At 71.8% G+C, this 12,014-nt stretch carries 11 protein-coding genes; 9 read left to right on the top strand and 2 right to left on the bottom strand.

All coding sequences use genetic code 11. The features are described from left to right. Nucleotides 1-8 precede the first annotated feature (8 nt). A complete protein-coding gene (gene rsgA / locus RKE50_RS03935) occupies nt 9-1,004 on the bottom strand; it encodes a small ribosomal subunit biogenesis GTPase RsgA (protein ID WP_350034572.1) in 996 nt (331 codons plus the stop codon). A gap of 86 nt (nt 1,005-1,090) precedes the next feature. On the opposite strand from rsgA, the gene orn reads away from it, so the two are divergent. Beyond that, the gene (gene orn, locus RKE50_RS03930) at nt 1,091-1,642 is read left to right on the top strand and encodes an oligoribonuclease (RefSeq protein WP_350034570.1); all 552 of its coding nucleotides are present in this window, start codon (nt 1,091-1,093) and stop codon (nt 1,640-1,642) included. A 32-nt stretch (nt 1,643-1,674) separates the two neighbouring features. Here the strand turns inward: orn and queG are convergent, their stop codons facing one another. After that, a complete protein-coding gene (queG, locus tag RKE50_RS03925) occupies nt 1,675-2,745 on the bottom strand; it encodes a tRNA epoxyqueuosine(34) reductase QueG (protein ID WP_350034569.1) in 1,071 nt (356 codons plus the stop codon). A 97-nt stretch (nt 2,746-2,842) separates the two neighbouring features. Here queG and RKE50_RS03920 point away from each other — a divergent pair, with 97 nt between their 5' ends. The 8 genes from RKE50_RS03920 (at nt 2,843) to hflK (ending at nt 12,014) form a co-directional block, all read left to right on the top strand. Continuing rightward, nucleotides 2,843-4,333 (top strand): NAD(P)H-hydrate dehydratase, encoded by a 1,491-nt coding sequence (locus RKE50_RS03920; RefSeq protein WP_350034567.1) that lies wholly within the window; start codon nt 2,843-2,845, stop codon nt 4,331-4,333. After that, nucleotides 4,333-4,797 (top strand): tRNA (adenosine(37)-N6)-threonylcarbamoyltransferase complex ATPase subunit type 1 TsaE, encoded by a 465-nt coding sequence (gene tsaE / locus RKE50_RS03915; RefSeq protein WP_350034565.1) that lies wholly within the window; start codon nt 4,333-4,335, stop codon nt 4,795-4,797. The genes RKE50_RS03920 and tsaE overlap by 1 nt, the downstream gene beginning before the upstream one ends. A 55-nt stretch (nt 4,798-4,852) precedes the next feature. Continuing rightward, nucleotides 4,853-6,142, top strand: coding sequence for an N-acetylmuramoyl-L-alanine amidase (locus RKE50_RS03910; protein ID WP_350034681.1), 1,290 nt, complete (start codon nt 4,853-4,855; stop codon nt 6,140-6,142). Between the two features lie 34 nt (nt 6,143-6,176). Beyond that, entirely contained in the window at nt 6,177-7,997 is a 1,821-nt protein-coding gene (mutL, locus tag RKE50_RS03905; protein ID WP_350034563.1) for a DNA mismatch repair endonuclease MutL, read from the top strand. After that, complete coding sequence (gene miaA / locus RKE50_RS03900) at nt 7,997-8,968, top strand: tRNA (adenosine(37)-N6)-dimethylallyltransferase MiaA (RefSeq protein ID WP_350034561.1); 972 nt, start codon at nt 7,997-7,999, stop codon at nt 8,966-8,968. The genes mutL and miaA overlap by 1 nt, the downstream gene beginning before the upstream one ends. A 170-nt stretch (nt 8,969-9,138) precedes the next feature. Beyond that, complete coding sequence (hfq, locus tag RKE50_RS03895) at nt 9,139-9,393, top strand: RNA chaperone Hfq (RefSeq protein ID WP_350034559.1); 255 nt, start codon at nt 9,139-9,141, stop codon at nt 9,391-9,393. A 44-nt stretch (nt 9,394-9,437) separates the two neighbouring features. After that, nucleotides 9,438-10,703, top strand: a complete 1,266-nt coding sequence (gene hflX, locus RKE50_RS03890; protein ID WP_350034557.1) for a ribosome rescue GTPase HflX — start codon at nt 9,438-9,440, stop codon at nt 10,701-10,703. A 150-nt stretch (nt 10,704-10,853) separates the two neighbouring features. After that, a complete protein-coding gene (gene hflK / locus RKE50_RS03885; RefSeq protein WP_350034555.1) occupies nt 10,854-12,014 on the top strand; it encodes an FtsH protease activity modulator HflK in 1,161 nt (386 codons plus the stop codon).

Genomic DNA, 12,014 nt, shown 5'->3' with positions numbered 1-12,014 from the left:
CGGGCCGCCTAGTCGTCGTCGACGATGTGCCGGTAGCTCGCGAGGCGCGCGCTGCTCACCTTACCCGCCGCAACGGCTTCGAGCAGTGCGCAGCCGGGCTCGTCGCGGTGCCGGCAGTCGCGGAAGCGACAGTGGCCGAGGAAGGGCCGGAACTCCCTGAAACCCGCGGCGACCTCCTCCCGCGGCAGGTGGTCCAGGCCGAACTCGCGGATCCCCGGCGAGTCGATCAGGTCGCCGCCCGTCGCCAGATGGTGCAGCTCCGCGGTCGTCGTGGTGTGCCGGCCCTTGCGGCCGGGGCCCGAGAGCTCGCCGGTGCGCCGGCCCAGGCCGGGCAGCAGGGCGTTCACGAGGGAGGTCTTGCCGACCCCCGACTGGCCGACGAGCACGCTGGTGTGGCCCGCGAGCGCCGCGCCCAGGGTTTCCGCTGCCGTTGCCTGGCTGGTCTCGATCACGCGGTAGCCGAGCGCTTCGTAGGGCGTGAGCAGGGCCGCCATGGATGCGGCCGCGGCGGTGTCTGCCAGCAGGTCTGCCTTGTTCAGGACCAGCAGCGCCTCGGCGCCCATGGCCTCCGTGGCCACCAGGTAGCGGTCGATGAGGTTGGCATGCGGCGCCGGCTCCGGCGCGATGACGATGGCGACCCGGTCGATGTTGGCGGCGACCGGACGAGGTACGCCGCGCGCATCCGGCCTGGACAGCAGCGACCGCCGCGGCAGTCGCGCGACCACCACGCCCGTCGGCTCACCGGCGCGGAACACGACCCGGTCGCCGGTGACCAGCCCCTCGAGATTCGCGCGCAGGTGGCAGCGCAGGCTGCTGCCCGGGTTCTCGGCGGCCTCCACGTCGAGCTGGCTGCCGTAGTGCGCGATGACCACGCCCTCGGTCTCGGGGCCGAGGCCCCCGTCCTCGCCGGCAGCCTCTTCGCGGCGCCGGGCCCGCCGGGCGCGCTCGGCCTGGATCTTCTCGATGCGCCAGGCCTGCTGGCGGGTCAGTCTGCGCTTGGTCATCGCCCGGATTATCGGGGGGGTGCCGGGGCCTGTCGAGCATGGGCCCGGCGAGCTACACTCGGGAAAGGACCTTGGGAGACAGCAGCATGCGCGACGCGAGCCACCTGGCGTGGGTGGATATGGAGATGACCGGGCTGGACCCGGACCGGGACCGGGTGATCGAGATCGCCACCATCGTCACCGACAGCGACCTCAACACGCTCGCGGAGGGACCGGTGCTCGCCATTCACCAGGACGAGGCGGTACTGGCGGCCATGGACGAGTGGAATACCACCCATCACACGCGCTCCGGGCTGGTCGACCGGGTCCGTTCCAGCGTCATCGACGAGAGCGCCGCCGCCGAGCAGACCATCGACTTTCTCGGCGCATGGGTGCCCGAGGGCGCCTCCCCCATGTGCGGCAACTCGATCTGCCAGGACCGGCGCTTCATGGCCCGGCACATGCCCGCGCTGGAAGGCTTCTTCCACTACCGCAATCTCGACGTGTCCGCGCTCAAGATCCTCGTCCAGCGCTGGCGTCCCGATATCGCCGCGGGGGTCAGCAAGAAGGGGGCTCATCTTGCCCTCGACGACATCCGCGATTCGATTGCCGAGCTGCGCTACTACCGCGACAACTTCCTGCTCATCGACGACGCCTGAGGGCCAGCGAGGCCTTTCCCGGCGGTGCCTCGCTACAGCGCGCCGTGCCGCCCCAGCGCCCACTCGACATGCTCCCGGACCAGCGCCGAGGGGTCGTCGCGCCGCGCCCGCAGTGCCTCCACCACCGCCTGCGAGGTCGGCGCATTGCCGAGGCCCACGGCGAGGTTGCGCAGCCAGCGCTCGAAGCCCACGCGGCGGATCGGCGAGCCGGCGGTGCGCTCGAGGAAGGTGGCCTCGTCCCAGGCGAACAGCTCGGCCAGCGCCGGGGCATCGAGCCCGTGCCTGGGGCGGAAGTCGTCCTCGGCGGTGGGCGAGGCGAACTTGTTCCAGGGGCAGACCAGCTGGCAGTCGTCGCAGCCGAACACCCGGTTGCCCATGAGCGGCCGCAGGGCCTCGTCGATGGACCCCTTGTGCTCGATCGTGAGGTAGGAGATGCAGCGCCGGGCATCGAGTTCGAAGGGGCCCGGGAAAGCGTCCGTGGGACAGATATCCAAACAGGCGCGGCAGCTGCCGCAGTGCTTCTGCGTCCGCGGCGCATCGGCGGGCAGCGGCAGATCCGTGTAGATCTCGCCGAGAAAGAACCACGACCCCGCCTGCTCGTTGATGAGCATGGTGTTCTTGGCGATCCAGCCCAGGCCCGCGTTCTCGGCGATGGCCCGTTCCAGCACCGGCGCGGAGTCGACGAAAGCACGGTACTGGCCGCCGCCGGCCTCGGCCTCGATGCGCTTCGCGAGCTTCGCCAGGCGCCGGCGCAGGACCTTGTGATAGTCGCGGCCGAGCGCGTAGCGGGCGATGTAGGCGCGCTCGCCGTCGGCGAGAGTGGCGTCCGGGTCGTCCCCCGGCGGCAGGTAGTCCATGCGCACGGAGAGTACCCGGCAGGTGCCCGGCACCAGTTCCCCGGGGCGGCTGCGCCGCGTGCCGTGGGCCGCCATGAAGTCCATGCCCCCGTGGTAGCCGGCGTCCAGCCATTTCTGCAGGTAGCCCTCGTGCGCCGCGAGGTCGACGTCGCTGATGCCCAGCTGCTGGAAGCCGAGCTCGCGGGCCCAGCCGCGGATGCGCGCGGCCAGCGCGGCCGGGTTGTCGCTCGCGATGGTGGTGGTCACGGGTGCGCCTGCTGCGTGCGGGGAGCCATGCCGGGTACGGTATCATGCTGCCGGAAAGCGACGCCCCGCCGGGGCGATGCATGCAAGCGGAGGACCCATGCCGGAAGCGGCACCGTTACTGTACAGCGCGGCACAGACCCGCGCCCTCGACGCGGCCGCCATCGGGCACGGCGGCCTTCGCGGCATGACCCTGATGGCCCGCGCCGCCGAGGCCGCCTTCGCGCGCCTGTCCCGGCGCTGGCCGGCGCCCGCGGGTATCGCGGTGGTCTGCGGCGGCGGCAACAACGGCGGCGACGGGTACCTGGTGGCGGCCCTTGCCCACAAGCGCGGCCTCCCTGTCACGGTCTATACCGTCGGCGACCCGGCGCGGCTCAGTGGCGATGCCGCCAGGGCGCGGCAGCACGCCCTCGACGAGGGCGTGGCCGTGGTGCCCTGGAAAGCGGGCTGCCTGCCCGCCGACCCCGGCGTCGTCATCGTCGATGCACTCCTCGGCACGGGCCTCGGTGGCCCCGTGCGCCCCGATGCCGCCGGCGTCATCGAGGCCGTCAACGACAGCGGCCTGCCGGTGCTGGCGGTGGATATTCCCTCGGGCCTCTGCGCGGATACCGGGCGGATCCTCGGCTCGGCGGTCCGCGCGACCGCGACCGTGACCTTCATCGGCCGCAAGCGCGGGCTGTATACCGCCGACGGTCCGGCGCTGGCCGGCGACGTGGATTTCGACGACCTCGCGGTGCCGGCGGAGAGCTTTGCCGCCGTGCCGCGAGCCGAGGCCTGGGAGCTCCTGTCCCTGGTGGCGGAGCGCGGGGCCCTGCCCCCGCGAGCGCCGCAGGCGCACAAGGGACATTTCGGCAACGTGCTGGTGATCGGCGGTGACCACGGCATGGGCGGTGCCGCGCTGCTCGCCGCCGAGGCGGCGCTGCGTGCGGGCGCGGGCCTGGTGCGGGTGGCGACCCGGGGCGAGCATGTGCCGGCCGGCCTCGCGCGGCTGCCCGAGGCGATGCTGCGTGCGGTGGCGGATGTGCACGAACTCGAGCCGCTGCTCGCGGCGAGCGATCTGCTGGTGCTCGGCCCCGGCCTCGGCCGCGGCCCCTGGGGTGAGCAGCTGTTCGCCCGTGCGCGGGCCTCGGGTCTCCCCGCCGTGATCGACGCCGATGGCCTCGCGTTGCTCGGCGCCGGCACGGGGCCCTGGCCCGCGCCGGCCGTGCTCACACCGCACCCCGGGGAAGCCGGCGGACTCCTCGGCACTGACAGCAGGGCGGTGCAGGCCGATCGTTTCGCCAGTGCGCAGGCCCTTGCCGAGCGCTATGCCGCCACGGTCGTGCTCAAGGGTAACGGCAGCCTGGTGGTGGCCGAGGACGGCAGCGGCGGTCTCTGCGCGGGCGGCAACCCCGGCATGGCCACCGGCGGCATGGGCGATGTGCTGGCCGGGCTCACCGGTGGCCTCCTCGCCCAGGGCCTGTCGCCGGCGAGCGCAGCGCGCCTCGCCGTCACGGCGCACGCAGCCGCCGCGGATCTCGCTGCCGCGGACGGCCAGCGCGGCCTCCTTCCCTCGGACCTGTATGCGCCGCTCCGGCGCCTGCTCGGCTGATGCGCTCCCTGGCCTTCACGCTGCGCGACGAGGCGGCGACGGTCTCCCTCGGGGAGCGGCTGGCGGCGCAGCTGGTGCCGGGCCTGCTGGTCACGCTCAGCGGCGACCTCGGCGCGGGCAAGACGACCCTGTCCCGCGGCATCGTCCAGGGCCTGGGCCACCGGGGCGCCGTGAAGAGCCCGACCTACACGCTGGTGGAGCCCTATGAGCACACCCGCTTCCCCGTGTACCACTTCGACCTCTACCGCCTCGCGGACCCGGAAGAACTCGAGCTGCTGGGCTTCCGCGACTATATCGGGGGAGACTGCCTGTGCCTGGTGGAGTGGCCGGAACGCGGCGGCGGCTTTTTGCCCGCCGCTGACTTAGCGATTACCATGATCGCGCAGGGCGATGGCCGCAGGGTCACGCTGGAGGCGGCAACCCCGGTAGCAGGAGATGTGCTTGCAGCAATCGACGACGGCTGAGCACCGCCAGCGCCGCGGCGCCGCGGCCCGCTGCCTTGCCGCCCTCGCTACCGCGATCAGCACGCTGGCTGCCTCGCTCCTGGTTGCGGCCGGCGCCGCTGCCGCCACGGTACAGGACGTGCGCCTCTGGCGCGCCCCGGATCACACGCGCATCGTGCTCGACCTCGACGCTCCGGCCGAGCACCGGGTGATCGTGCTCGACAGCCCGCGCCGGGTCGTACTGGATGTCACCGACGTGGTGCTGCGTGCCAGCGTCGACGAACTGCCGCTGGCGGACACACCGATCGCCCGGGTCCGCGCCGGCGTGCGCGAGGGCGATGACCTGCGCCTGGTTTTCGACCTCAAGGCATTGGTCACCCCGCGCAGCTTTTCCCTGCGCGCCAACGCCCAGGCCGGTGACCGGGTCGTCCTCGACCTCTACGACGACGCGCCGCCCGCGGACGCGCCCCGCAAGGTCGCGCAAAGCGACGGGCGCCGTGACGTCATCGTCGCCATCGACGCGGGCCACGGCGGCGAGGACCCCGGGGCTCTCGGCCCCGGGCGCCTGCGGGAGAAGGACGTGGTGCTCGCCATCGCCCGGGAACTGCACGACCACTTCGAGCGGGAGCCCGGCTTCAGCCCGACGCTGGTCCGCAGCGGCGACTACTATGTCAGCCTCCGCGGCCGCCGGGACCTCGCCCGCAAGCGCCAGGCCGACCTGTTCGTATCGATCCACGCCGACGCCTTCACCCGCAAGGAGGCGAACGGTGCGTCCGTCTACGCCCTGTCTACCCGCGGTGCCACCAGTACCACCGCCCGCTACCTCGCCGAGAAGGAAAACGCCGCCGACCTCATCGGCGGTGTGCGCCTCGCCGACAAGGACGAGATGCTCGCCGAGGTGCTCGCGGACCTGTCCATGACCTCGACCCTGGATGCCAGCCTGAACATGGGCGCGAGCGTGCTCGGCGAGATGGACAGCGTGGCCCGGCTGCACAAGCGCCAGGTGGAGCAGGCCGCCTTCGCCGTACTCAAGTCGCCGGATATCCCGTCGATCCTGGTCGAGACGGGTTTCATCTCGAACCCGGCCGAGGCGCGCAAGCTCGCCACCGCGAGCTACCGCCGGCAGATGGCGGCGGCAATCTTCCGCGGCCTGCGCCGCTGGTGGCGGGACCACCCGCCGCCGGGCACGCTGCTCGCCTGGCAGAAAGAGAACGGCGTCGGTCGTCAGTACACCATCGCCCGCGGCGATACGCTCTCGGGCATCGCCCAGCGCTTCAACGTCTCCGTGGCGGACCTGAAGAGCTACAACGGCCTGCGCGGCGACCGCATCATGGTCGGCAAGACCCTGAAGATCCCGGCCAGCTGATGGCCCCGGTAACGGTCGAGGGAGGACACGCCGCGTGGGATTGATCCATCGCCTGTCGCCGCGGCTGGCGAACCAGATCGCCGCCGGGGAGGTCGTCGAGCGGCCGGCCTCGGTGGTCAAGGAGCTGCTCGAGAACGCCCTCGATGCCGGCGCGGACCGGCTCGAGATCGAGATCGAGGGCGCCGGTTCGCGACTCATCCGCGTCCGCGACAACGGCTGCGGCATCGGCGCGGAGGACCTGCCCCTGGCCCTGGCCCGGCACGCCACCAGCAAGATCGACAGCCTCGACGACCTAGAGGCGGTGCGCACCCTCGGCTTTCGCGGCGAGGCCCTGGCGAGCATCGGCTCCGTGTCCCGCCTCAGCATCACCAGCAACGACTCGGACGCGGGGCCGGGGCACCGCGCCGCCAGCGAGGGCCGGGACCAGGCGGTCACCGTATCGCCGGCGCCCCACCCGCGCGGTACCACCGTCGAGGTGCGGGACCTGTTCTTCAACACGCCGGCCCGGCGCAAGTTCCTGCGCACGGAGAAGACCGAGTTCGGCCACCTTGAGGAGGTGGTCAAGCGCCTCGCCCTGGCCCGCTTCGATGTCGCCTTCGACCTGCGCCACAACGGCCGCTCCGTGCACCGGCTGCGGCCCGCGGAGACCGAGGCGGAGCAGCGCCGGCGTGTGGCCTCGGTCTGCGGCCCCGCTTTCCTCGACCAGTCCCTGCCGCTGTCGCGCGAGGCGCCGGGGCTGTGTCTCGCGGGCTGGATCGGCCTGCCGACCTTCTCCCGCAGCCAGGCGGACCTGCAGTACTTTTTCGTCAACGGTCGCATCGTGCGCGACAAGGTCGTGGCGCACGCGGTGCGCCAGGCCTACCGGGACGTGCTCTACCACGGCCGCCACCCGGCCTACCTCCTGTACCTCGAGGTGGACCCGGCGCAGGTGGACGTGAACGTGCACCCGACCAAGCACGAGGTGCGCTTCCGCGAGTCGCGCGCCGTGCACAATCTCATCTACGGCACCCTGCACCGGGCGCTGGCGGAGCTGCGCCCCGGGGACAGCCCGGCGGCGGCGCCCGCGGCAGAGCTGGCCGGGGCACCGGCGCCGTCCCAGGGCGGCCTGGGTCTTGCCGGTGCGACCGCGCCCGCGGGGGCCGCCCCCGGTTCCTCGGCGCCACCGTCCCCGGGGGACCGCGGCCCGGCGCCGGCGGCGGCTTTCGAGAGCTACGGGCGGCTCTACGGCGCGACCGCCGGTGCGGCGGTCGCCGAGATGGATGGCGAGGAGGTCCCGCCCCTGGGTTACGCCATCGCCCAGCTCAAGGGTGTTTACGTGCTCGCCGAGAACGCCGAGGGGTTGGTCCTGGTCGACATGCATGCCGCCCACGAGCGCATTACCTACGAGCGGCTCAAGCGCGCGCGGGACAGCGAGGGCATCCGCAGCCAGCCGCTGCTGGTGCCCGAGTCCGTGGCCGTGAGCGCCCGGGAGGCGGCGCTCGCAGAGACGCACGGGGACTGGTTCGCGAGCCTCGGTTTCACCGTGGAGCGGGTCGCTGAGGAGTCGCTGCTGGTGCGCGAGGTGCCGGTAAGCCTGCGCGATTCGGACGTGCCCCAGCTTCTGCGCGATGTGCTCGCCGACCTCGGTGAGCACGGCAGCTCCGAGCGCATCGCCGCCCACGAGGACGAGATCCTGTCCACCATGGCCTGCCACGGTTCCGTGCGCGCCAATCGGCGGCTGACGATCCCGGAGATGAACGCACTGCTCCGGGACATGGAGGCCACGGAGCGCTCTGGGCAGTGCAACCACGGCCGGCCGACCTGGACCCGGCTGACCCTGGCGGAGCTCGATCGCCTGTTCCTGCGGGGTCGTTAGTGCCCGCCAAGCCGCCGGTGCTGTGCATCCTGGGGCCCACGGCATCGGGCAAGACGGCGCTCGCCGAGGCGCTGGTCAATGCGCTGCCCGGAGAGCTGGTGAGTGTCGACTCCACCCTGGTCTACCGGGGCCTCGACATCGGCGCGGCGCGCCCGGCAAGTTCCCATCACCTGCTGGACCTGCGCGATCCGGCCGAGCCCTACTCAGCCGCGGCGTTCCTCGACGATCTTGCCGACCTGCTGCCGGCGATCGTCGCCCGCGGCCGGGTGCCGGTGCTGGTCGGGGGCACGATGCTCTACTTCCGGGCCTTTCTCGAGGGGCTTTCGCCGATGCCGCCGGCGGACCCGGCGGCGCGTGCCAGCATCGCCGCCGAGGCCGCCGCGCGCGGGTGGCCGGCGCTGCATGCGGAGCTGGCCGCGGTGGACCCGGCGAGCGCGGCGCGGATCCACCCGAACCACGCGCAGCGCCTGGCCCGGGCGCTAGAGGTCTACCGCAGCAGCGGACGGCCGCTTTCCGCCTGGCACGGCACTGCCGGCGAGCCGCTCGCCGCCGGCTACCGGGTGCTGCAGGTGGCGCTCTGCCCGGCGGACCGGGCCGTGCTGCACGCGCGGATCGCGGCGCGCTTCGACGCCATGCTCGCGGCGGGTTTCCTGGAGGAAGTGGCGGCACTGCGGGCCCGGGGCGACCTCGACCCGGCGCTTCCGGCCCTGCGCAGCGTCGGCTACCGGCAGCTCTGGGCCCACCTCGCGGGGGAGGCGGACTTCGCCACCGCCCGCGAGCGGGCCATCGCCGCCACCCGCCAGCTGGCCAAGCGGCAGCTCACCTGGTTGCGCAAGTGGCCGGACCTCTACTGGCTGCTCACGGACGACGGCGGCCGGGTGGTCGAGCACACGCTGCCGGAGCCCCGGCTGCCGGTTGCCGGCAATCCGGCCGATCTGCTCTTGAACTATCTCGCGTATCACCCCATATAGTAGAATCGGACGTGGGAACGTTTGCTGTTACCAGCAGTCTCACTGTTCCACGGGGCCTCGCGGGGCGCTCGCAAGGGCGGGCGCGCCGCGCGGCCCCTTCGGTTTTTTTTGGCCCGGTTGGGGCCCACACAGCCGGCTCCCGCGGGAGCCCATGAAATGGAGAAAGCGTCATGTCAAAAGGGCACACGCTACAAGACCCTTACCTGAACATCCTGCGCAAGGAACGGGTCCCGGTATCGATCTACCTGGTCAACGGCATCAAGCTGCAGGGCCAGATCGAGTCTTTTGACCAGTTCGTCGTTCTGCTCAAGAACACGGTCAGCCAGATGGTCTATAAGCACGCCATCTCCACGGTCGTGCCCGGGCGCGTGGTGCGCATGCCCATGCAGAACCCCCCCGAGGAAAATGGCAACGGCCAGGACTGAACGCAGCGCCGGCCCCCGCCGGCGCATGATGAGGGAACGCCCACTTGTTCTTTGACCGGCCCGCGTCCGGCGAGGTCGCCGTGCTCGTGCACATGGAAATGGGGCGCGAGCGCGAGGCCGACGACCCGAGGGAATTCGAGGAGCTCGTGCTTTCGGCGGGCGGCGACCCGGTGGCCTACATCATGGGCCGTCGCGACGCCCCGCACGCCGGGACCTTCGCCGGCTCCGGGAAGCTGGAGGAGATCGCCGCGGCCGTGCGCGAGCACGACGCCCAGGTGGTGATCTTCAACCACACGCTGAGCCCGAGCCAGGAGCGTAACCTCGAGCGCGCGCTCAAGTGCCGCGTGCTCGACCGCACCGGTCTGATCCTGGATATCTTCGCCCAGCGCGCTCGAACCCACGAGGGCAAGCTGCAGGTGGAGCTCGCGCAGCTTCGGCACATGAGCACGCGGCTCGTCCGCGGCTGGACTCACCTGGAGCGGCAGAAGGGCGGTATCGGCCTGCGCGGCCCGGGTGAGACGCAGCTGGAAACGGACCGGCGGCTCCTGCGAGCACGCATCAAGTCGATCGTCGGCCGCCTCGAGAAGGTGCGCCGCCAGCGCGAACAGGGGCGCCGTTCGCGTCGCCGCGCGGAGGTGCCGACGGTCGCACTGGTCGGCTATACCAATGCCGGCAAGTCGACGCTGTTCAACGGCCTCACCACCGCGGGCGTGTACGCCGCGGACCAGCTCTTCGCGACCCTTGACCCGACCCTGCGCCGGCTGGAAATGCCGGAAGTGGGCCCGGTGATCCTCGCCGATACCGTCGGCTTCATCTCGCACCTGCCGCACCGGCTCGTGGAGGCCTTCAAGGCGACGCTGGAGGAGACGCGCAACGCCGACCTGCTGTTGCACGTGGTCGACGCCGCCAGCGAGGACCGCGCCGAGCACGCCCTGCAGGTGCGCGAGGTGCTGCGGGAGATCGGTGCCGAGGACGTGCCGCAGCTGGAGGTCTACAACAAGATCGACCTGCTGGAGACGGCGCCGCGCATCGACCGCGACGACGCCGGCTGCCCCGTGCGGGCCTGGGTGAGCGCGCGGGACGGCAGCGGCCTCGACGCGCTCCTGGGCGCCATCGGCGAGCTGGTGGGCGACGACATGGTGGCCCGCGAGCTGGTGCTGGCCCCGGAGCAGGGCCGCCTCCGTGCGGCCCTGTACCGCCTCGGCGCCGTGCGCGACGAGCACTACGGCAGTGACGGTGCCGCCCACGTTTCCGTGCGCCTGCCGCGAGCGGACTGGGAGCGGCTCGTGGCCAGCGAGGGCGCCCCCTGAGTCGGTCGGTGCGTGTCCGTCCCGTGTGCATCGCGGGCGAGGTGTGCGCGAGCCGCGTGAAGCTTGCGCCGAGGAATTGCAGGGTCGAACAGTAATGGGGCACCCTCCCTTTTTGCTAGAATGATTCGCTTTAACGATCAGGAGATGGCTATGGCCTGGAACGAGCCGGGTGGCGGCAACAAACCGAACGACCCGTGGGGCGGCGGTGACCAGGGACCGCCGGACCTCGATGAGGCCCTGCGCAAACTGCAGCAGCGCCTCGGTGGCCTGTTCGGCGGGCGCCGCGGTGGCTCCGGGGGCGGCGGCGGGGGCGGCAGCCTCTCCGGCGCGATGCTCGGGCTGGTGGCGGCGGGTCTCTTCGTGGTCTGGGCCCTCATGGGCTTCTACCAGGTCGACGAGCAGGAGCGGGCCGTGGTGCTGCGCTTCGGCAGCTACCAGAGCACGGCGATGCCGGGGCTGCACTGGAACCCGCCGCTCATCGACGAGGTCATCAAGGTCAACACCACCAAGGTCCGTTCCGCCAGCTTCCGCGAGGTGATGCTTACGCAGGACGAGAACATCGTCGAGGTACGGACTTCCGTGCAGTACGTGGTCGACGACGTCAAGAGCTACGTGCTCGAGGTCCGCGCCCCGGAGAACTCCCTGGAGCAGGCCGCGCAGAGTGCCCTGCGCCACGTGGTCGGCGGCATGACCATGGACCTGGTGCTCACCGAGGGCCGGGCGCAGATCGCCCAGGAGATGCGCGACCGGCTTCAGGCCTACACCAGCGCCTACGGCACGGGTATCCGCATCAGCACCGTCAATGTCGACGAGTCGAAGCCGCCGAGCCAGGTGCAGGCGGCCTTCGACGACGTGATCAAGGCGCGCGAGGACGAGGAGCGGGTCAAGAACGAGGCCCAGTCCTACGCCAACGGCATCGTCCCCGAGGCCCGCGGCCGTGCCCAGCGCACGATCGAGGAGGCCTCGGCCTACCGCGACCAGGTCATCGCCCGGGCCGAAGGTGAGGCGGAGCGTTTCCGCCAGCTCCTCGCGGAATACCGCAAGGCGCCGGAGGTCACCCGCGAGCGCCTGTACATCGACGCCATGCAGGGCGTCCTCGGCAAGACCAACAAGGTCATGGTCGACGTGGAGGGCGGCAACAACGTCATGTACCTGCCGCTGGACAAGATGGCCGAACGCGCCGCCACTATGCCGCGGGGCCGGGAGATCTCCCTGGACAGCGCCACGATCCGGGAGCTTACGGACGCGGTGACCGAGCAGCTGCGGCGCGACGCCGCCGCACAGCAGAACCGCCGCGGAGGAGGACGCTGA

It is taken from the genome of Pseudohaliea sp., assembly GCF_040217025.1.
GTDB lineage: Bacteria > Pseudomonadota > Gammaproteobacteria > Pseudomonadales > Halieaceae > Pseudohaliea.
The sequence above is the reverse complement of the archived record's forward strand: the minus strand, read 5'-3'. Positions and strand labels throughout refer to the sequence as shown.

Coding starts and splice junctions, on each gene's coding strand:
- hflK (WP_350034555.1), top strand. CDS start 10,854: ATGGCCTGGAACGAGCCGGGTGGCGGCAACAAACCGAACGACCCGTGG.
- rsgA (WP_350034572.1), bottom strand. CDS start 1,004: ATGACCAAGCGCAGACTGACCCGCCAGCAGGCCTGGCGCATCGAGAAG.
- RKE50_RS03920 (WP_350034567.1), top strand. CDS start 2,843: ATGCCGGAAGCGGCACCGTTACTGTACAGCGCGGCACAGACCCGCGCC.
- hfq (WP_350034559.1), top strand. CDS start 9,139: ATGTCAAAAGGGCACACGCTACAAGACCCTTACCTGAACATCCTGCGC.
- orn (WP_350034570.1), top strand. CDS start 1,091: ATGCGCGACGCGAGCCACCTGGCGTGGGTGGATATGGAGATGACCGGG.
- tsaE (WP_350034565.1), top strand. CDS start 4,333: ATGCGCTCCCTGGCCTTCACGCTGCGCGACGAGGCGGCGACGGTCTCC.